The sequence below is a fragment of the Sphingomonas sp. PP-CE-3G-477 genome (assembly GCF_003050745.1).
In the GTDB taxonomy this organism is placed as follows: domain Bacteria; phylum Pseudomonadota; class Alphaproteobacteria; order Sphingomonadales; family Sphingomonadaceae; genus Sphingomonas.
In genome coordinates, this window is record NZ_QAOF01000001.1 from 431,301 (window position 1) to 449,734 (window position 18,434).

Below are 18,434 nucleotides of genomic sequence, written 5' to 3' on the forward strand. Positions count from 1 at the left end.
TCTAGTTGGTGTCGGCGCGCAACCGGTTCAACGGGTGCCACGCGCGACTATTGGCCTGCCACTGGCGAAGCCGGGCGGCGACCAGCGACCAGCGCAGGGGGCGAGCCAGCGGGATGAACGCCACGTCCTCGTTCATCGCCGCGTCGGCCGCCGCGATCCGCACGCCGCGTTCCGCCAGCGTCGGCGCCTCGCGCGCGGCTTCGAGCGCGGCCTGCGCGGCATCGCCACACGTCACGCAGGCGGTGGCGAGATACCAGCGCGCACTGTCGTAGGGCGCGACCGCATCGACCAGTTTCAGGTCCGCGGCATCGTCGATCCCGACGCGCATGGGCGTGATGCCGACCGCCATCAGCGACGCGGCGACCTGTGCGTACAGCAACGTCGCACCCGGCCCGACGGGGAGCGCGATCCGCACCATGATCGGCCCGCCCGTCCACGCCGTCACCCGCCGTCGCGCGGCGACGCGGCGTTCGTCCTGCGTCAACAGCGTCCAGGCGGGGACCTGCGGCAAGGATGCGGAGTCGAGGATGTCGGGCAGGATGCGGTCGGCGGGATCCCATGCGGACGCGATCGCCGTCGTGAGCGCGGTCCGATCGATCGCCTCCGACACTGCCGCGCGGTTGCCGGCATCGGCGAGGAAGCCGTCGCGGCGGACGATCGCCAGTCCGAACAGGCCGACCGCAGGATCGACGCGTACGCTGGCCGGTGCCACGTCTGCGGTCGCCAGCAGCGGCCAGTCGACGAAACTGCCGCCGCTGACCAGATCGGAATCGCGGTTGGCAAAGCGCGCGATGGCGCGGGCGGCGCGTTCGCCGATCAGCCGCACGTCCTCTTGTGGCCGCGCTTCGCGCTGATCGTCGGGATCGGCCTGGCCTGGATCGAACGCAGGACGCAACAGCGGCGCGCGCCCGCGCTGCGCGATCCGGAACGGCCCGGTACCTCCCGAGGGTCGAAGTCGGAGCAAGGCGAGTTCGGGTTGCGCGAACAGCTTGAGCAGATCCGGGCGAGGTCGCGACAGCCGCACCTCGATGACCTGCGGGGTCATCACGACGATCTCGTCGATCGCGGTCAGGAATGGCGCCAGCGGGTTGCGCGAATCATGGTGGCTGCCTCCAGCAGCGATCGCGCCGCCGATCTGGCGCTTGAGCATGGCGACGACCTGCTCGGCGGTGACTGGCGTGCCGTCTCCCCAATCGCCCTCGCGCAGGCGGAAGATGTAGCTCATGCCGTTGTCGATCACGATCCACCGCTCGGCGATGCCCGGCTCGATCTGACCCGCGGCATCGAACCGGACGAGTCCTTGCGCGGTCGAATCCATCATCAGGCGGGCAGGGGTGTCGAGCGCGACGCGGCTGGCGTCGGCGAGGCGTGGTGCGGACCCGATCGCGCTGACGATCACCGCACCGGTATCGGGCCGTCGATCGCATCCGGCCAGCATCGTGGAGCCTGCCAGCATCAGGCTGCCGGCGAGCATCAATCGACGCGTACGCCGGGCAACTCGAATGGTGCGGACGGCGGGACTCGAACCCGCACTCCTAGGGAGGGAGATTTTAAGTCTCCTGCGTCTACCGGTTTCGCCACGTCCGCACACGGGCCCAACAAGACGAGGTCGCGCGCAGGGTCAACCCATCTTGCTCGAAGCGTCGTATATTCTCTGCCCCGACGCGCGCGCCGCGTTCGGGGTTGGTACCGCTCACACGTTGAGGCGCGAGCGCATTTCCTTGCCGGGTTTGAAATACGGCACGCGCTTGGCCTCGACCTCGACGACTTCGCCGGTACGCGGGTTGCGACCCGTACGGGCATCGCGTGCGCGCGTGGAGAATGCGCCGAAACCGCGCAGTTCGACCCGGCCGTCGGCGGCCAGTCGCTTCGATATCTCGTCGAAGAAGGTGCTGACGATCAGCTCCACTTCGTTAGGCTGTAGGTCCGGATGCGCCTCAGCGATCTTAAGGACCAGTTCAGATCGGATCATTCGAGCCCCCGCCCATCTAAAGCGCTTACTAATTGATACAAGTCAATCTGCGAGTCATTAGCACCAATTCGGGGACAGTCAAAAACCAAAAGCACTCAGACAAGAAAAAGCCCGGCATGTTCGAGACATGCCGGGCCAAATCTTCGTTAAGCCGTTGAGCTTACTTCTTCTCGGCGTCCGTGCGGGCCTTGAGAGCCTCGCCCAGGATGTTGCCCAGAGTCGCGCCGGAGTCCGACGAACCGTACTGAGCGACAGCCTGCTTCTCTTCCGAGATCTGCATGGCCTTGATCGAGAAGGTCGGCTTCTTCGAACGATCGAAGCCGGTGACCATCGCGTCGAACTTCTGGCCGACCTGGAAACGCTCCGGACGCTGCTCGTCGCGATCGCGACCCAGATCCGTGCGCTTGATGAAGCCGGTCGCGCCATCGTCGCCCTGCTGCACTTCCAGCCCTGCGTCGCGTACTTCGAGAACGGTCACGGTAACGATCGCGTTCTTGTTCAGCTTGTCGCCTGCTGCTGCGATGCCGCCGGCCGATGGCCCGCCGCGCTCGAGCTGCTTCATGCCGAGCGAGATACGCTCCTTCTCGGCGTCGATGTCGAGCACGACGGCTTCGACGGTCTCACCCTTGCGATGCAGGTTGAGCGCGTCCTCGCCCGAAACACCCCATGCGATGTCGGACATGTGGACCATGCCGTCGACGTCGTTGTCGAGGCCGATGAACAGACCGAATTCGGTCGCATTCTTGACTTCGCCTTCGACGGTCGAACCGATCGGATGAGCGGCAGCGAACGCCTCCCAAGGATTGGCCTGAGCCTGCTTGAGGCCGAGCGAGATGCGACGCTTCTCGGAATCGACTTCGAGGACCATGACGTCGACTTCCTGCGAGGTCGACACGATCTTGCCCGGATGGACGTTCTTCTTGGTCCAGGACATTTCCGACACGTGGACGAGGCCTTCGATGCCCGCTTCCAGCTCGACGAACGCACCATATTCGGTGATGTTCGTGACGCGGCCGGTGAGCTTCGCGCCGACCGGGTACTTGACCATCGCGCCATCCCAGGGATCGCTCTCCAGCTGCTTCATGCCGAGGCTGATGCGCTGGGTGTCCTTGTTGATGCGGATGATCTGCACCTTGACCGTGTCGCCGATGTTCAGGACTTCGCTCGGGTGACCCACGCGCTTGTAGCTGAGATCGGTGACGTGCAGCAGGCCATCGATGCCGCCGAGATCAACGAACGCACCGTAATCGGTGATGTTCTTGACGACGCCGTCGATGATCTGGCCCTCGGCCAGGCTGAGGATCAGGCCCGAACGCTGCTCTGCGCGCGTCTCTTCGAGAACGGCGCGACGCGACACGACGATGTTGCCGCGCTTGCGGTCCATCTTCAGGATCTGGAACGGCTGGGGGATATCCATCAGCGGGGTGACATCGCGCACGGGGCGGATATCGACCTGCGAACCGGGCAGGAACGCGACGGCGCCGTTCAGGTCGACGGTGAAGCCACCCTTCACGCGGCCGAAGATGACGCCTTCGACGCGGGTCGTCTTGGAGAATTCGGTTTCCAGCTTGTCCCATGCGGCCTCGCGACGGGCGCGATCGCGGCTGAGCATCGCTTCGCCGTGGACGTTCTCGACGCGGTCGACATAGACTTCGACTTCGTCGCCGACCTTGAGGTCAGCCTTCTGGCCCGGCGCTGCGAATTCGCGAAGCGGCACGCGGCCTTCCGACTTCAGACCGACGTCGATGACGGCCATGTCGTTCTCGATGCCGGTCACGGTGCCATGCACCACGCGGCCCTCGAAGCTGTCGGCATCGCCGAGCGTTTCGTTCAGCATCGCCGCGAAATCGTCGCGGGTCGGCATTACCTGGGTTGCCATAGAATTCAGTAATCCTAGTCTGTTTCCGGCCAAGCGGTTGGGTCCGCTGGTCTTGGCCTTCGTTGCCGCGACGACCGAACGTCGAACGCGGCATCCGGACGGCACGAGGCGCGGAGGACGTAGACGCTGAATGCGAAAACGGCGCGTGAGACTCGAGGGTCTCCGCGCCTTCCTCCACGAGCATCGCTCGCCAGACGGTTCCGTATAGCCGAAACCCCGTCTCGGAGCAAGTTCGCCGCTGCTTCGTTAGGGGCCGCTCACAACAGGAGCGAAGATTTGAACGAACGCGGCATTCTCGTGCTGGGCTGGGTCGCCACCGTGACGGCGATCGTGATGTACCTGTCGTACATCGACCAGATCATGCTGAACCTTGCGGGTCAGAAGGGATCGGTGGTCCAGCCGTTCGCGACGATGGTGAATTGCGCGCTGTGGGTCGGGTACGGGTTTCTGAAGGACAAGCGGGACTGGCCGATCGTCGTGGCTAATTTTCCGGGGGTGGTGTTCGGGGCAGTGGCGCTGGTTACTGCGCTTTAGGGCAGGGGGTGACGGAGCTGTAGGCGGCGGGGATTACGGCGTACGGCAACCCCCGCTTCCTTGTTCTCCCGCGAAGGCGGGAGCCCAGTCTGGGTCCCCGCCTTCGCGGGGAAACAGGGTTGGGTTGCGGTAGCTCCTCCCAACAGAGCAACCACCCCGGCGGAGGCCGGGGCCCAATTGGGGGACGGCACTAACTGAGGATCACGCTTCGTTACCGCGGACGTTCCAATTGGGCCCCGGCCTTCGCCGGGGTGGTCGCCGATGAGGACAGGGTAGAGACTAAACCGAAGCGGACTTCTTCGCCCGCTGCGCCTCAACCAACGCAACCGCCCGCTGCACCGAAGCCTCGATCGACAGAAAACTAGTATCCAGCAACGCAGCATCCGCCGCCATCACCAGCGGCGCGGTCGACCGCCCACTATCCCGAGCATCCCGAGCCCGAATATCCGCCAGCACCCGATCCTTGCTCGCAGTCCCCCCCCGAGCCTGCAACTCCGCATGCCGACGCTGCGCGCGAATATTCGGCGTAGCCTTCACGAACAGCTTCGCATCCGCATCCGGCGCGATCACCGTGCCGATGTCGCGCCCGTCGAGAATTGCGCCACCCTCCTGCGCCGCAAACCGCTTCTGCCGGTGCAGCAAAGCCGCGCGGACCAGAGGATGCGCCGACACCACCGACGCCAGCGCGCCGATATCGTCATCACGCAACGCCGGATCGCTCAACAGCGCATCGCCGAAATCGCACGCCGCGACCGCGTCGGCCTCGGTCTCGGGATCGAGCCCCATCCGCGCCACGCTCAGCGCAACCGCCCGGTAGAGCAGCCCGGTATCGAGATACGGCAGCTTGTAATGCTTGGCCAAGGCACGCGCGATCGTGCCCTTGCCCGATGCCGCCGGACCGTCGACTGCGATGATCATCTTACTTCCCCCGGCCGGTAAGCGCGTCGAGCGACCGGAAGAACACGGGATAGCTCGTCGCCACCGGCGATACATCATCGATCGTGACGGGCTCAAGCGCGCCAAGTCCAGCCACCACCATGCTCATTGCGATGCGGTGGTCGAGTTTCGAGGCAATCCGAGCGCCACCGCGAATCGCCGCGCCGCCCGACCCGGTGATCGCCATGCCGTCTTCGAATTCTTCGCAAGGCACGCCGCAGGCTTCGAGCGCGATCCGCATCGTCGTGATCCGGTCCGATTCCTTGACCCGCAACTCATGGGCGCCGCGTGCGATGGTCGTACCGGTCGCGAACGCGGCGGCGACGAACAGCACTGGATATTCGTCGATCATGCTCGGCGCGAGATCGGCCGGCACTTCGATCGCGGTCAGCGGCGCATGCCGCACGCGCAGATCCGCGACCGGCTCGCCGCCGACGATGCGCGGATCGAGCTCGGTGATATCCGCGCCCATCATCCGCAGCGCCGTGATGATCCCGATCCGCGTGGGGTTCAGCCCGACGTTGCGAACGACGATATCCGACCCCGGCACGATCGACGCCGCCACCAGCCAGAACGCCGACGACGACGGATCGCCCGGCACCACGATATCCTGCGGCTTCAGGTCCGCTTCGCCGGTGATCGAAATGATGCGGCCCTGGTTCGTCTCCTCCACCGTCAGCTTCGCACCGAACCCCGTCAGCATCCGCTCGCTATGATCGCGCGTCGCGACGGGCTCGATGACCCGCGTGATCCCCGGCGTGTTTAGGCCCGCGAGCAAAATCGCCGACTTCACCTGCGCCGAAGCGACCGGCAGCGTGTACTCGATCGGCACCGAAGGACACATCCCGCGCACCATCAACGGCAGCCGCCCGCCCGGCGACGACGTGACGTCCGCCCCCATCTGCGAAAGCGGCTCGATCACGCGCCCCATCGGACGTCCCGACAACGACGCGTCGCCGGTAAAGGTGCAGGTGATCGGATGGCTCGACACCAGCCCCATTAGCAACCGCGTCGACGTCCCCGAATTGCCCATCTCCAACGCGGTCTCGGGCTGGAGCAATCCACCGACGCCGACACCGTCGACGACCCAGATGCCGTCCTCACCGCGCTCGATCGTCGCGCCCATCGCGCGCATCGCAGCAGCCGTGGCGAGCACGTCCTCGCCCTCCAGCAGCCCTTCGATCCGACTGGTGCCGACCGCGAGGCTCGCGAACATCAAGGCGCGGTGACTGATCGACTTGTCGCCGGGGACCGCAATCGAACCGGTCAGAGGACCGCGCGCGACGACGTCCATCGAAGTGGGGAGGGGGTGTGCCATGGGGCCGGGCTTTTGACAGTGGCCTTGCGCTATGGCAAGGCGCGCCCACTTTGCGAGGGTATCCCCCCGCAATCCATTCATCCGAAAGGTTCTATCGGCATGATCAAGCCGGAATGGGGCACGAAGCGTTCGTGCCCGAAATGCGCGACGCGTTTCTACGACCTCGAAAAAGCCGACCCCGTGACCTGCATCGAATGCGGGTATGCGTGGGAGCCCGAGCCCATCCTGAAGTCGAAGCAGCCGCTGCCGTTCGAGGTCGCCAAGCCCGACACCAAGAAGCCCGACGCGGATCTCGAGGGTGACGAGGAAGAGGACATCGCCTCGATCACCGGCGAGGACGAAGAGCCGTCGGCCGACGACGAAGTCGATCTCGGCGGCGACGACGACCTCGGCGTCGAGACGCCGCAGGACGAGCACGAGCGTTAAGTGCAATAAATTTGGCAGGCGGCATTTACGCCGCTTGCCAACCCGGGCGGGTCCGGTTAGTGACCCGCCTCCCAACGGGAATGGGGCCGTAGCTCAGCTGGGAGAGCGTTCGCATGGCATGCGAAAGGTCAGGGGTTCGATCCCCCTCGGCTCCACCATTCCTCCGTTGATGACCGGTCCGCCGGTACCGCTTTTTATATAGCGTCAGTCGAGATCGTCGGCACCGGCCCCCGCCGTGTGCAGGTCCCTGAACGTGTCCTCGATCGCCGCGACCATGACGCTTCCCTCGATGCGGGAGGCGGAATCGTTGGCCACTAGCACGCCGACGCGCCGTGTCGGATCGAAGCCCGTCAACCGAATCATCGCGATGCCCTCGCTGGCAAAGCTCAGCGGCATAATCGTCATCCCTAGCCCTGCGCGGACATAGGTCAGCGCGCGGTCGTCGCTGACGGTGCGGGCGGCCATGAACGGTCGCACGCCGCGGGCGGTGAAGAAGCGGCTCGTCTCGGCCAGCGCTTCGCAGTGGCGGCGGACGATCATCGTTTCCTCGGCGACGTCGGCGACCGCGAGCGTGGCGCGTCCGGCCAGTCGGTGGTCGCTCGCCACCGCGACCGCGAATCCCTCCTCGAACAGCACGCGACCGCGCGGATCGTCGCCGATCGCGCCGAGCATCACGTCGATCCGCCCGCGATCGAGCAGCGCGACGAGTTCGCTGCTCCGTCCCTCGACCACTTCGAGGCGTTCGGTGGTGGACGCGCGTCGCGCCCGGCCTAGCGCCGCAGCGATCCAGGACGGCGGCAACGTCGTCGCGATCCCGAGGCGGACGAGCTTGGTAGGCGCCGTGTCCTGCAAATCCCGCTCGGCAGCGGCGAACTCGGCTTCGATCCGGCGCGCATGCACCGCGAACCGCGTGCCCGAGGGGGTAAGTTCGATTCGCCGGTTGGTCCGCAGGAACAAGGTCTGGCCGAGCGACGCCTCCAGCTTGGCGATCCCGACCGACAGCGTCGGCTGCGAGATCCGGCACTGCGCGGCGGCACGCGTGAAATTGCCCTGGTCCACGACCGCCAGAAAATAGCGCAACACATAGCGCTCGATCATGCGCGTCCGATCATAGCGAGTGCAGCCATAGACGGTGTCTATCGCATGTGTTCGGTCGTATCAATTTCTCTTGGGGACCGCGACCGAGTATCACGGTCGCAACACAAGGTCTGGAGAGGCTGCATGATACCCGATTTCGATTTCGCGCTCGGCGAATCCGCGGACATGATCCGCGAGAGCACGCACCGCTTTGCCACCGACAAGATCGCGCCGCTGGCCGCGAAGATCGACGCCGACGACTGGTTCCCGCGCGAGCTGTGGCCGGCGATGGGCGAACTCGGGCTGCATGGCATCACCGTCGAGGAGGAATTTGGCGGCCTCGGCCTCGGCTATCTCGAACACGTCGTCGCGGTCGAGGAAGTCTCGCGCGCGTCCGCCTCAATCGGCTTGAGCTACGGCGCGCACTCGAATCTGTGCGTCAACCAGATCCGCCGCTGGGGCAACCCCGAGCAGAAGGCCAAGTACCTCCCCAAGCTCGTGTCGGGCGAGCACGTCGGCAGCCTCGCCATGTCCGAGGCGGGCGCGGGTTCCGACGTCGTCTCGATGAAGCTGAAAGCGGTGAAGACCGACACGGGCTACGTCCTCAACGGCACGAAGTTCTGGATCACCAACGCGGCCTATGCCGACACGTTGGTCGTCTATGCGAAGACCGGCGAGGGCTCGCGCGGGATCACCGCGTTCCTGATCGAGAAGGACATGCCGGGCTTCGCGATCGGCCAGAAGATCGACAAGATGGGTATGCGTGGCTCGCCCACGGCCGAACTCGTCTTCACCGATTGCGAAGTGCCGTTCGAGAACGTCATGGGTCCGGAGAATGGCGGCGTCGGCGTGCTGATGTCGGGCCTCGACTATGAGCGCGCGGTGCTGGCTGGGATTCAGCTCGGCATCATGCAGGCCTGCCTCGACGTCGTGATCCCGTATGTGCGCGAGCGGAAGCAGTTCGGGACGGCGATCGGCCAGTTCCAGCTGATCCAAGCGAAGGTCGCCGACATGTACGTCGCGCTGAGTTCGGCGCGCGCGTACGTCTATGCGGTGGCGAAATCATGCGATGCGGGCAAGACGACCCGGTTCGACGCAGCGGGCGCGATCTTGCTGGCGAGCGAGAGCGCGGTGAAGGTATCGCTCGAGTCGATCCAGGCGCTCGGCGGGGCAGGGTATACCAAGGACTGGCCGGTCGAGCGGTTCATGCGGGATGCGAAGTTGCTCGACATCGGCGCCGGGACGAACGAGATTCGCCGCATGCTAATTGGCAGAGAACTCATCGGGGCCGCCCCCAAGGTGGCGCAATAATGGCCACCGCAAATCCTCCCCGGCACGGGGAGGGGGACCGCGTAGCGGTGGAGGGGGCTCACCCCGCACATAACGCCGGCGGAAGCCCCCCTCCACCCTTCGCCCAAGCGGACGAACGGTCCCCCTCCCCGTGCCGGGGAGGATTGGCATGACCGCGCCCGTCCTTACCTCCGCGCTGTCCCCCGACAGCGAAACCTTCCGCGCCAACACGACCCACAACCGTGCCCTCGCCGAAACCCTCCGCGAGGACGTCGCCCGCACCGCGCTGGGCGGCAACGCCAAGTCCCGCGAGCGCCACACGTCCCGCGGCAAGCTCCTCCCGCGCGACCGCGTCGAACGCCTGCTAGACCCCGGCTCGCCCTTCCTAGAAATCGGCCAGCTCGTCGCCAACGGCCTGTACGACGACGAAGTCCCCGGCGCCGGCCTGATCATCGGCATCGGCCGCGTGTCCGGCCGCCAGTGCATGATCGTCTGCAACGACGCGACGGTGAAGGGCGGCACCTACTTCCCGCTCACCGTCAAGAAACACCTCCGCGCGCAGGAGATCGCGCAGGAAAACCGGCTCCCCTGCATCTACCTCGTCGACAGCGGCGGCGCCAACCTGCCGCATCAGGCGGAGGTCTTCCCCGACCGCGATCACTTCGGTCGCATCTTCTTCAACCAGGCCAACATGTCCGCGCTCGGTATCCCGCAGATCGCCTGCGTCATGGGCAGCTGTACCGCGGGCGGCGCGTACGTCCCCGCAATGTCCGACGAGACGATCATCGTCCGCGGGCAGGGGACGATCTTCCTCGCCGGCCCGCCGCTCGTGAAGGCTGCGACCGGCGAGGTCATCTCGGCCGAGGAACTGGGCGGTGCCGACACGCACGGCCGCCGCTCGGGCGTGGTCGATCACGTCGCCGAGAACGACGAGCATGCGCTGACGATCGTCCGCGACATCGTCTCGACGCTGCAACCGCAGGCGCAGACCGCGGTGAACCTCCAGCAGCCCAGACCGCCGAAGTTCGCCCCCGAAGAGCTGTACGGCATCGTCCCCAGCGACGTCCGCGCGCCCTACGACGTCCACGAAGTCATCGCGCGCCTCGTCGACGGCAGCGAGTTCCACGAGTTCAAGGCGCTCTACGGCACCTCGCTCGTCTGCGGGTTCGCGCATATCTGGGGCATCCCGGTCGCGATCCTCGCCAACAACGGCGTGCTGTTCAGCGAAAGCGCTCAGAAAGGCGCGCACTTCATCGAACTCGCCTGCCAGCGCCGCATCCCGCTGCTGTTCCTCCAGAACATCTCCGGCTTCATGGTCGGCGGCAAATACGAGGCGGAGGGCATCGCCAAGCATGGCGCAAAGCTCGTCACCGCCGTCGCCACCGCGACCGTCCCGAAGATCACGGTATTGATCGGCGGCAGCTTCGGCGCGGGCAATTACGGCATGTGCGGCCGCGCCTATTCGCCGCGCTTCCTGTTCACCTGGGCCAACAGCCGGATCAGCGTGATGGGCGGCGAGCAGGCCGCCTCGGTCCTCGCCACCGTCCACCGCGACGCGGACAGCTGGACGCCCGAACAGGCCGAAGCCTTCAAGGCGCCCGTCCGCCAGAAATACGAGGACGAGGGCAACCCCTGGTACGCCACCGCGCGTCTCTGGGACGACGGCATCATCGATCCCGCCCAAACGCGCGACGTGCTTGGCCTGGCCTTCGCCGCGACGCTCAACGCTCCCATCCCCGAACGCCCCGCGTTCGGCGTGTTCAGGATGTAACCCGATGATCCTGCTGTCACTTCTCCTCGCCGCCGGACAGATCACCCCGGTCCAGCCGATCGTCAAGGGCACCGGCCTGCCGCCCGCGGCAATGACCGAAGAGGCCGGCGTCATGATCCCGATCGACGCGCTCTTCGCCGCGCTGGCAGCGCGCGACGGGCAGGCGATCCTCGCCCAGGTCCGCGCCGACGGCGGCGCCACCGTTGCCGAGGAAAAGCCCGACGGCACGCGCACCATCCGCCGCATGGCCTGGCCAGCGTTCGCCGCCATGATAAAGCCCGGCCCCGAACGCTACGCCGAACGCCTCACCGATCCGGCGGTCGACATCGACGGCGACATCGCGATGGTCTGGTCGCCCTACGTCTTCACGATCGACGGCAAGGTCTCGCATTGCGGCACCGACCATTTCGACATGGTCCGCGAAGCCGGCCGCTGGAAGATCGCCAACCTCACCTGGTCGAAGCGCACCACCGGCTGCGCGAACTGACATGCTCTGTCCTACATCGCCCGTATCGGCCTATGCCGGGATCGCCATGCTGAAACAGCCGATCCCGTCCGTCGATATCCAAGCCCCCGGCGCCCTTTCCAACACGAAGTGCACATCGCGTGAGCGTCTACACTTTCTATACTTCACTCGGCTGAACCGATGATCGAATCGCTCCTGATCGCGAACCGCGGCGAGATCGCCTGCCGCATCATCCGCACCGCAAGGGCGCTCGGCATCCGCACGATCGCGGTCTATTCGGACGCCGACGCGAACGCGCTCCACGTCCGCCAGGCCGACGAAGCCGTGCACATCGGCGCCTCCCCGGCACGCGAAAGCTACCTCGTCGGCGACCGCATCATCGCCGCCGCGAAGGCGACCGCCGCGCAGGCTATCCACCCCGGCTACGGCTTCCTGTCGGAGAACGCGGACTTCGCGCAAGCCGTGCTCGACGCCGGGCTGATCTGGGTCGGCCCCAACCCCGACAGCATCCGCGCGATGGGCCTCAAGGACGCCGCGAAACAGCGCATGATCGCCGCCGGCGTACCCGTCACGCCGGGCTATCTCGGCGAAGACCAGTCCCAAGACCGATTGCAGACGGAGGCCGACGCGATCGGCTACCCCGTCCTCATCAAGGCGGTAGCCGGCGGCGGCGGCAAGGGCATGCGCCGCGTCGATACGGCCGAAGAGTTCGCCGACTCGCTCATCTCGTGTCAGCGCGAAGCGGCCTCGTCGTTCGGCAACACCGACGTGCTGATCGAGAAATACATCCTCTCGCCGCGCCATATCGAGGTGCAGGTCTTCGGCGACAGCCACGGCAACGTCGTCCACCTGTTCGAACGCGACTGCTCGCTCCAGCGCCGCCACCAGAAGGTGATCGAGGAAGCCCCCGCACCCGGCATGGATGCCGCCACTCGCGACGCCATCTGCGCCGCAGCGGTAAAGGCCGCCAAAGCGGTCGATTACGTCGGCGCCGGCACGATCGAGTTCATCGCCGACGCCAGCGAAGGCCTCCGCGCCGACCGCATCTGGTTCATGGAAATGAACACCCGGTTGCAGGTCGAGCACCCGGTCACCGAAGAGATCACCGGCCAGGACCTCGTCGAATGGCAACTCCGCGTCGCGTCCGGCGAGCCCTTGCCCAAGCGTCAGGACGAACTGGTAATCGACGGCTGGGCGATGGAGGCGCGGCTCTATGCCGAGGATCCCGCCAAGGGGTTCCTGCCGTCGATCGGATCGCTCGAACGCTTCGACCTCGGCACCAGCGCTCGCGTCGATACCGGGGTAGAGCAGGGCGCGGAAATCTCGCCCTTCTACGACCCGATGATCGCCAAGGTCATCGCCTGGGGCGAAGACCGCGAGACTGCCCGCGAAGCCCTCGCGTATGCGCTCGACGGCGCGGTCGTCTGGCCGGTCCGCTCCAACGCAGGGTTCCTCGTCGAGGCGCTAGACCATCCCGACTTCGTCGCGGGCACGCTCGACACCGGGCTGATCGCCCGCGAAGGCGACGCGCTCATGCCGCCGACGCACCCGACCGAAGAGGCGTTGGCCGATGCCGCAGGCGCGCTCGTCTCCGCCGATCCGATCGCCGGCTTCCGTCTCAACGCCGCGCCGCGTCGTAGCGCGACGTTCCTGCTGGACGGCGAACCGGTCGAGGTCGATCTCGACGGACAGGCCGGAACGACGTCGGTGTTCGAAGACGTTCTGATCTCCGAAGCCGGCCAGACCTGGCAGCTCAAGCCTTGGCGCGCATCCGGAGTCGTTGCAGGCGGAGCGGCCGATGGTGCGATCCTGTCGCCGATGCCCGGCCGCATCATCGCGGTCGACGTCGCGGCCGGCGATACCGTCGCGAAGGGCCAGAAGCTCGTCACGCTTGAGGCGATGAAGATGGAACACTCCCTGACCGCGCCGTTCGACGGCATCGTCGCGGACCTCAACGCAATCGAGGGCGGGCAGGTGACCGAGGGCACCATGCTCGTCCGCATCGAGAAGGATAGCTGATGGCCGGACGCTATTACGACGAGTGGAGCATCGGCGACCGGATCGAGCACGAGATCCGCCGCACCGTGACCGAGACGGACAACCTGCTGTTCTCGACCATGACGCACAACCCGCAGCCGCTCCACCTCGACATTGAGGCCGCCAAGGCGAGCGAGTTCGGCCAAATCCTCGTCAACGGCACCTTCACCTTCGCGCTGATGGTCGGGCTGTCGGTCGGCGAGACGACGCTCGGCACGCTCGTCGCGAACCTCGGCTACGACAAGCTGGTACACCCGAAGCCCGTCTTCATCGGCGACACGATGCGCTGCGAAACCGAAGTGACCGACCTCAAGCCCAGCAAGTCGCGCCCGAACGCGGGCATCGTCACCTTCACGCATCGGCTGATCAACCAGCGCGACGAGATCGTCTGCCAATGCCTGCGCGCCGCCCTGATCGCGCGGCGCGTAGCGGCTGGATAGCGGGTAAAGGTCGCCCGTTCAGTTCCGGACAGGTAAGATCAGGCACGCGGCCAGACCGCCAAGCTCGGCGGACCGGCCGAGCGTGAGTTTACCGCCGTTCAACTCGGCTAGCTCGCGCGCGATGGACAGGCCGAAGCCGTGCCCCCCCTCGCTCTCGTCGAGGCGGCGGCCCGGCAGGAGCGCTTGTTCCACCGCGATCTCGTTCAGACCAGGTCCGTCATCGGCAATGGCGAGGGAGACGAAAGCGCCCTCCGCCACGGCGGTCAGCGCGATGGCGGTCGATGCATGGCGCCAGGCATTGTCGAGCAGATTGCCGATCATCTCGTCCAGATCCTGCGGATCGATCGCGACCGACATCTCGTCGGCGACGGCAATCTCGATCCGGAGCGGCCGCTCGGCGTGGATACGGCGCAGCACGGCGACGATGTCGGTAATCGCGGGGGCGAGCGCGGTCTGCACGCGCGCTCCGCTGCCGGCAGCGTCGGCGCGAGCGCGGCCGAGATGGTGGCGTATCCGACGATCGATCTGGTCGACCATGTCGCGCACGTCGTCGTCCGCGTTCGCCTCTGCAAGCTGCAGTGAAAGCGCGGCGAGGGGGGTCTTCAGGCCATGCGCCAGATTGGCGACATGCTGGCGGGCATGCGCGAGCCCGGCAGCGTTCTGGTCGATCAGCGCGTTCAGTTCGGTGACGAGAGGCTCTAGTTCGCCGGGCTGGTCGGCGGGCACGTGACGTTCGGTGCCGGCGCGTACCGCGGCGAGCGAGAGGCGCAGATCGCGCAGTGGTCTGAACCCGATCCGCAACTGCAAGAGCGTGGCGAGTGCCAGGCCGACACCAAGCAGGGCGAGCGAGCCAAGCAGCGGGATCATCGCCTCACGCAGCGGCGCCTCGACGATCCGACGCGGGCCGAACGCCGCTATCGTCACGGGGCCGAGCCGGGTCGTCACCGTCAGCGTTCGCGAATGGAGCCGTTCACCACGCATTCCGCGGCCTTCGCCGGGACGTGGGCCATTATCGTCCCGCCGACCGTCGAAGCGTGGGCCCCCCGGCGCGATCTGGCCCGGCGCGATCTGGCCCGGCGCGATCCGGAGCGACATGGCGGTGCTCCGCCAGCTGCCAGCGGGTCCTTCGACCTGCCAAGCCCACCCCGAACCGAGCTGGTCGAAACCGGGCAGGTTGACGATGCGCGTCCGGTCGAGGGTCGCATCCGGGCGGACCGCGCGTGCGAGCACCGACACCTGCGCATCGAGCCGGTCGTCGAGGCCGTGCATCACGAACCGTTCGAGGACATGGCCGATCGTCACGCCTGCGAATATCAGCGCAAGCAGCGTCGAGATCGCCGAGATCGCGAGCATGCGTCCGAACAGCGATCGGGGAATGACAGAGCGGCGGCGCATCGTCATGGCGCCGTATCCGCGGTCAGGCGATACCCACGACCGCGCACCGTCTCGATCATCTGCGGACCGATCTTCCGGCGCAGCCGGCCGATGATGACCTCGATCGAATTCGAGTCGACGTCCGCATCGCCTTCGTAGACGCGCTCGATCAGGTCGGCGCGCTCGATCACTACTTCCCGTCTCAACATCAGCGCGGAGAGGACGCGCCATTCGAAGGCAGTGAGTTTCAGCGGCAGGCCGTTCAGCTCGAACGTGCCAAGTTGCGCATCGAACGTCAGCGGCCCGCAGGTGACTCGCGATGCCGCGTGGCCGGCGGCGCGACGGACCAGTGCGCGAAGTCGCATGACGACCTCCTCGACGCGGAACGGCTTCACGACATAGTCGTCCGCGCCGGCCTTGAACCCCTCGACCTTTTCCGACCAGCCGTCGCGGGCGGTGAGAATCAGGACGGGCAGGTCGCGTCCCGCCGCGCGCCAGTCGCGCAAGACCGACAGGCCGTCGCGCTTGGGCAGGCCGAGGTCGAGCACGGCAGCGTCGTACAGTTCGGTCGCACCCAGATGCCCGCCGTCCTCGCCGTTGCTGGCGACGTCCACCGCGAAATGCTCGGCACGCAACGCCCGCGCCAGCCCATCGGCGATCGCCACATCGTCCTCGACCAACAATACCCGCATGCGCCTATCCCTATGCCTGAGACCCCAACGGAATCTGAACGGCTTGGTTCAGCGGGCGTCGGCAGCGCGGGCCTAGACGGTGATTCGTCAACCAACGAGAGGAACGACCCAAGTGACCGACCATTCCCATACCGCCCCGAAGACGCGCTTCGACTTCCGCCGCAACCGCCTTGCGCTCGCCGCGGCCGGCCTGCTCGTCGTCGGTGGTGCAGCGGGTGCCGTCACGGTTGCCGCAACACGCCCGAGCGTGACGATGGCACCCGCTACGCCGACCGCGATCCGCTCGCTCCAGTCCGATGGGATCGTCACGATCCGCGGGCGGGTCGCCGAAAAATACGGCAACAAGTTCGTGATGGCGGATAGCACCGGCCGCGCGCTGGTCGATCTCGGACGTGATGGCGAGGGCGGCAATCTGGTTGCGGCCGGTCAGCCGGTGACGATCCAGGGCCGGTTCGAGGATGGCTTCGTCCACGCCTCGTTCCTGGTCGCGCCCGGCGGCAAGGTGACGGCGCTCGGCCCGGTCGGGGGCCCGCGGCATGGCCCGCATGGGCCTGGCCGCGATGGTCCTGATGGTCCCGGCCGAGATGGGCCAGATCGTGATGGCCCCGGCCGCGATGGTCCTGGCGGTCCGGATCGCGGTCCGGGGGCGCCCCCGCCGCCGTCCGCCGGTATGGCACCGCCTCCGTCCACGGCGAATGGTGCAGTCGCTCCGGCGCCAGTTGCTCCAGCGGGGACGCCGGCAACTGCACCCGCCCAGCAGGCCACGCCAGCGACCTGAAATCAGCGCGGGGCCGGTATCATGCCGGCCCCGCGTTATCGGCGTATCGGTGCGGTCCGGAGCTGTTGGCGGCGCAGCACTGGTTCGGGCGGGCGGACCCAGTAGCGGCCGGTCACGACCAGCGGCAGCGCGAGCAGCAGGCCTGCGCCGACATCCCAGACGCCGTCGCCGATCAGGCCTGCGCCGAGCCCCGCGACGGTCGACACGCCAAGCAGGATCGGCAACGCGAAGATCTGGCCGTTGGTCTTGTGGGTCATGCGATTTCTCCCGCCATCACGACTTCGCGGACGCGCTGGTCGCTCGGACCGCCGCGACGACGCAGCCAAAGATACAGCCCGCTGCCGAGCACGATGATCGTCAATATGTCGAAGATCGCCCAGATGATCTTCATCGCGAGGCCGCCGTAGTTCCCGAAGTGCAGCGGCTGTGCGAGCAGCATCGCCTGCATGTACCACGGCATCGGCACGACCGCGTCGAGCCGTCCGGTCGCCGCATCGACGAAGCCGGGCAGCAACATCTTCGACGTCAGCGGCGTCGCGCCCTTCAGGAAGACGGCGTAGTGATGGTGGCTGCTGAAGACGACGCCGGGGAAGGCGATGAACTGCGGCTTCATCTCGGGTGCCTCGCGCTGCACCGCGTCGAGCGCGGCTTGCACCGAGGCGCGCTGGGCGGGCAATGGCGTCCGTGCCTCGCTGGCGATGATTCCGGCGAGGCCGTTCGCCTTCCAGATGCCGGTAATCGGCACGACGAAAGTGTTGATCGTGCCCGTCACGCCGACGACGCTCGCCCAGGCGAGCGTGACGATGCCGAGCAGGTTGTGGCGATCGAGCCAGCCGAGCCGCTTGCTGCGCCCTCGACGCAAGGTCCCGAAGTCGAGCTTGGCCATGAACGGTGCGTAGAGCACGACGCCCGAGACGATCGCGGCGAAGAAGAGCAGGCCCATCACGCCGAGGAAGATCTCCGCCCAGAAGCCGAGGAGCATGTCGGTGTGGAGCTTCAGGATGAACGCCATCACGCCAGGGACATAGGGGGGCATCTTCGTGCCCGTGCGCGCGTCGAACGCGAGGAAATGCATCGCTGCGGGGGCGGCATCGGCCGTCGGGCCGGTCGTCACGTAGACGATGGGGCGCTCGTCGTCGAAGCTGACGTAGAGCGGAATTTCGCCAGGGGCGGCCTTCGCCGCTCTGGCCAGAATGGCGTCTAGGGACAGCGACGGCGTGTTGGCTGGCAGCGTCGCCATGGGCGCTGGCGGGTCAAGCCAGGCGTCGATTTCCTCGTCGAAGATCAGCGGCAGGCCGGTCACGCAGAGCATCAGCAGGAACGCGGTGCAGATCAGGCTCGTCCATTTGTGGACGAGATACCAGGTCTTGATCGTGCCGCGGGTCATGCGCGGGGAGCGGTCTTGCCGAGGGGTATGATTTGCTGGGCGGTCACCAGCGCACAG

Annotated in this window: 18 protein-coding genes and 2 tRNA genes; 9 read left to right on the forward strand and 11 right to left on the reverse strand. The window is 66.7% G+C overall.

The features are described from left to right. Position 1: 1 nt before the first annotated feature. The 4 genes from C8J45_RS01985 to rpsA form a co-directional block, all read right to left on the reverse strand. Positions 2-1,474, reverse strand: coding sequence for an ABC transporter substrate-binding protein (locus C8J45_RS01985; RefSeq protein ID WP_258191227.1), 1,473 nt, complete (start codon positions 1,472-1,474; stop codon positions 2-4). A 29-nt stretch (positions 1,475-1,503) separates the two neighbouring features. Further along, positions 1,504-1,587: transfer RNA gene (locus tag C8J45_RS01990), tRNA-Leu, on the reverse strand. A 106-nt stretch (positions 1,588-1,693) separates the two neighbouring features. After that, a complete protein-coding gene (locus tag C8J45_RS01995) occupies positions 1,694-1,972 on the reverse strand; it encodes an integration host factor subunit beta (protein WP_056060417.1) in 279 nt (92 codons plus the stop codon). Positions 1,973-2,132: 160 nt separating this feature from the next. After that, on the reverse strand, positions 2,133-3,851 hold the full coding sequence (gene rpsA, locus C8J45_RS02000; RefSeq protein WP_056060414.1) for a 30S ribosomal protein S1: 1,719 nt from the start codon (positions 3,849-3,851) through the stop codon (positions 2,133-2,135). A gap of 276 nt (positions 3,852-4,127) precedes the next feature. On the opposite strand from rpsA, the gene C8J45_RS02005 reads away from it, so the two are divergent. Beyond that, positions 4,128-4,385, forward strand: a complete 258-nt coding sequence (locus tag C8J45_RS02005; protein WP_056486791.1) for a SemiSWEET family transporter — start codon at positions 4,128-4,130, stop codon at positions 4,383-4,385. Positions 4,386-4,664: 279 nt separating this feature from the next. On the opposite strand, the gene cmk is transcribed toward C8J45_RS02005, so the two are convergent. After that, a complete protein-coding gene (gene cmk / locus C8J45_RS02010) occupies positions 4,665-5,303 on the reverse strand; it encodes a (d)CMP kinase (protein WP_107961665.1) in 639 nt (212 codons plus the stop codon). A 1-nt stretch (position 5,304) separates the two neighbouring features. Then, entirely contained in the window at positions 5,305-6,639 is a 1,335-nt protein-coding gene (gene aroA / locus C8J45_RS02015) for a 3-phosphoshikimate 1-carboxyvinyltransferase (RefSeq protein WP_107961666.1), read from the reverse strand. Positions 6,640-6,738: 99 nt separating this feature from the next. Between aroA and C8J45_RS02020 the strand changes: the two genes are divergently transcribed. Continuing rightward, entirely contained in the window at positions 6,739-7,065 is a 327-nt protein-coding gene (locus C8J45_RS02020; RefSeq protein WP_031395784.1) for a TIGR02300 family protein, read from the forward strand. Positions 7,066-7,147: 82 nt separating this feature from the next. Next, positions 7,148-7,223, forward strand: a tRNA-Ala gene (locus tag C8J45_RS02025). Positions 7,224-7,269: 46 nt separating this feature from the next. On the opposite strand, the gene C8J45_RS02030 is transcribed toward C8J45_RS02025, so the two are convergent. Next, the gene (locus C8J45_RS02030; protein ID WP_107961667.1) at positions 7,270-8,163 is read right to left on the reverse strand and encodes a LysR family transcriptional regulator; all 894 of its coding nucleotides are present in this window, start codon (positions 8,161-8,163) and stop codon (positions 7,270-7,272) included. A 123-nt stretch (positions 8,164-8,286) separates the two neighbouring features. Here C8J45_RS02030 and C8J45_RS02035 point away from each other — a divergent pair, with 123 nt between their 5' ends. The 5 genes from C8J45_RS02035 to C8J45_RS02055 all read left to right on the forward strand — a co-directional run bounded on the left by C8J45_RS02035 (position 8,287) and on the right by C8J45_RS02055 (position 14,146). After that, positions 8,287-9,453, forward strand: coding sequence for an isovaleryl-CoA dehydrogenase (locus C8J45_RS02035; protein WP_107961668.1), 1,167 nt, complete (start codon positions 8,287-8,289; stop codon positions 9,451-9,453). Between the two features lie 148 nt (positions 9,454-9,601). Then, positions 9,602-11,203, forward strand: a complete 1,602-nt coding sequence (locus C8J45_RS02040) for a carboxyl transferase domain-containing protein (RefSeq protein ID WP_107961669.1) — start codon at positions 9,602-9,604, stop codon at positions 11,201-11,203. Between the two features lie 4 nt (positions 11,204-11,207). Then, positions 11,208-11,690: a DUF4440 domain-containing protein gene (locus C8J45_RS02045; RefSeq protein ID WP_107961670.1), complete on the forward strand. Its 483-nt coding sequence runs from the start codon at positions 11,208-11,210 to the stop codon at positions 11,688-11,690. A gap of 159 nt (positions 11,691-11,849) precedes the next feature. Then, positions 11,850-13,688 (forward strand): acetyl/propionyl/methylcrotonyl-CoA carboxylase subunit alpha, encoded by a 1,839-nt coding sequence (locus C8J45_RS02050; RefSeq protein WP_107961671.1) that lies wholly within the window; start codon positions 11,850-11,852, stop codon positions 13,686-13,688. Then, positions 13,688-14,146 carry a MaoC family dehydratase gene (locus C8J45_RS02055; RefSeq protein ID WP_107961672.1) on the forward strand — a complete coding sequence of 153 codons (459 nt, stop codon included), beginning with the start codon at positions 13,688-13,690 and terminating at the stop codon, positions 14,144-14,146. Before C8J45_RS02050 ends, C8J45_RS02055 begins: the two co-directional genes overlap by 1 nt. 18 nt (positions 14,147-14,164) lie before the next feature. Here the strand turns inward: C8J45_RS02055 and C8J45_RS02060 are convergent, their stop codons facing one another. Further along, on the reverse strand, positions 14,165-15,547 hold the full coding sequence (locus tag C8J45_RS02060; protein ID WP_258191228.1) for a HAMP domain-containing sensor histidine kinase: 1,383 nt from the start codon (positions 15,545-15,547) through the stop codon (positions 14,165-14,167). After that, positions 15,544-16,212 (reverse strand): response regulator transcription factor, encoded by a 669-nt coding sequence (locus C8J45_RS02065; protein WP_107961673.1) that lies wholly within the window; start codon positions 16,210-16,212, stop codon positions 15,544-15,546. The genes C8J45_RS02060 and C8J45_RS02065 overlap by 4 nt, the downstream gene beginning before the upstream one ends. 112 nt (positions 16,213-16,324) lie before the next feature. Between C8J45_RS02065 and C8J45_RS19395 the strand changes: the two genes are divergently transcribed. Further along, positions 16,325-16,990, forward strand: a complete 666-nt coding sequence (locus tag C8J45_RS19395) for a hypothetical protein (RefSeq protein ID WP_219907319.1) — start codon at positions 16,325-16,327, stop codon at positions 16,988-16,990. Positions 16,991-17,025: 35 nt separating this feature from the next. Here the strand turns inward: C8J45_RS19395 and C8J45_RS02075 are convergent, their stop codons facing one another. Both C8J45_RS02075 and C8J45_RS02080 read right to left on the reverse strand, forming a co-directional pair. Beyond that, positions 17,026-17,247, reverse strand: a complete 222-nt coding sequence (locus C8J45_RS02075; protein WP_107961674.1) for a hypothetical protein — start codon at positions 17,245-17,247, stop codon at positions 17,026-17,028. After that, positions 17,244-18,377, reverse strand: coding sequence for a PepSY domain-containing protein (locus C8J45_RS02080; RefSeq protein ID WP_107961675.1), 1,134 nt, complete (start codon positions 18,375-18,377; stop codon positions 17,244-17,246). The genes C8J45_RS02075 and C8J45_RS02080 overlap by 4 nt, the downstream gene beginning before the upstream one ends. Positions 18,378-18,434: the final 57 nt, after the last annotated feature.

Excerpts from the sequence above, each read along its gene's own strand:
- C8J45_RS01985 (WP_258191227.1), bottom strand. The coding sequence starts at position 1,474 with ATGCTCGCCGGCAGCCTGATGCTGGCAGGCTCCACGATGCTGGCCGGA.
- C8J45_RS01995 (WP_056060417.1), bottom strand. The coding sequence starts at position 1,972 with ATGATCCGATCTGAACTGGTCCTTAAGATCGCTGAGGCGCATCCGGAC.
- rpsA (WP_056060414.1), bottom strand. The coding sequence starts at position 3,851 with ATGGCAACCCAGGTAATGCCGACCCGCGACGATTTCGCGGCGATGCTG.
- cmk (WP_107961665.1), bottom strand. The coding sequence starts at position 5,303 with ATGATCATCGCAGTCGACGGTCCGGCGGCATCGGGCAAGGGCACGATC.
- aroA (WP_107961666.1), bottom strand. The coding sequence starts at position 6,639 with ATGGCACACCCCCTCCCCACTTCGATGGACGTCGTCGCGCGCGGTCCT.
- C8J45_RS02020 (WP_031395784.1), top strand. The coding sequence starts at position 6,739 with ATGATCAAGCCGGAATGGGGCACGAAGCGTTCGTGCCCGAAATGCGCG.
- C8J45_RS02030 (WP_107961667.1), bottom strand. The coding sequence starts at position 8,163 with ATGATCGAGCGCTATGTGTTGCGCTATTTTCTGGCGGTCGTGGACCAG.
- C8J45_RS02035 (WP_107961668.1), top strand. The coding sequence starts at position 8,287 with ATGATACCCGATTTCGATTTCGCGCTCGGCGAATCCGCGGACATGATC.
- C8J45_RS02040 (WP_107961669.1), top strand. The coding sequence starts at position 9,602 with ATGACCGCGCCCGTCCTTACCTCCGCGCTGTCCCCCGACAGCGAAACC.
- C8J45_RS02045 (WP_107961670.1), top strand. The coding sequence starts at position 11,208 with ATGATCCTGCTGTCACTTCTCCTCGCCGCCGGACAGATCACCCCGGTC.
- C8J45_RS02050 (WP_107961671.1), top strand. The coding sequence starts at position 11,850 with ATGATCGAATCGCTCCTGATCGCGAACCGCGGCGAGATCGCCTGCCGC.
- C8J45_RS02055 (WP_107961672.1), top strand. The coding sequence starts at position 13,688 with ATGGCCGGACGCTATTACGACGAGTGGAGCATCGGCGACCGGATCGAG.
- C8J45_RS02060 (WP_258191228.1), bottom strand. The coding sequence starts at position 15,547 with ATGACGATGCGCCGCCGCTCTGTCATTCCCCGATCGCTGTTCGGACGC.
- C8J45_RS02065 (WP_107961673.1), bottom strand. The coding sequence starts at position 16,212 with ATGCGGGTATTGTTGGTCGAGGACGATGTGGCGATCGCCGATGGGCTG.
- C8J45_RS02075 (WP_107961674.1), bottom strand. The coding sequence starts at position 17,247 with ATGACCCACAAGACCAACGGCCAGATCTTCGCGTTGCCGATCCTGCTT.
- C8J45_RS02080 (WP_107961675.1), bottom strand. The coding sequence starts at position 18,377 with ATGACCCGCGGCACGATCAAGACCTGGTATCTCGTCCACAAATGGACG.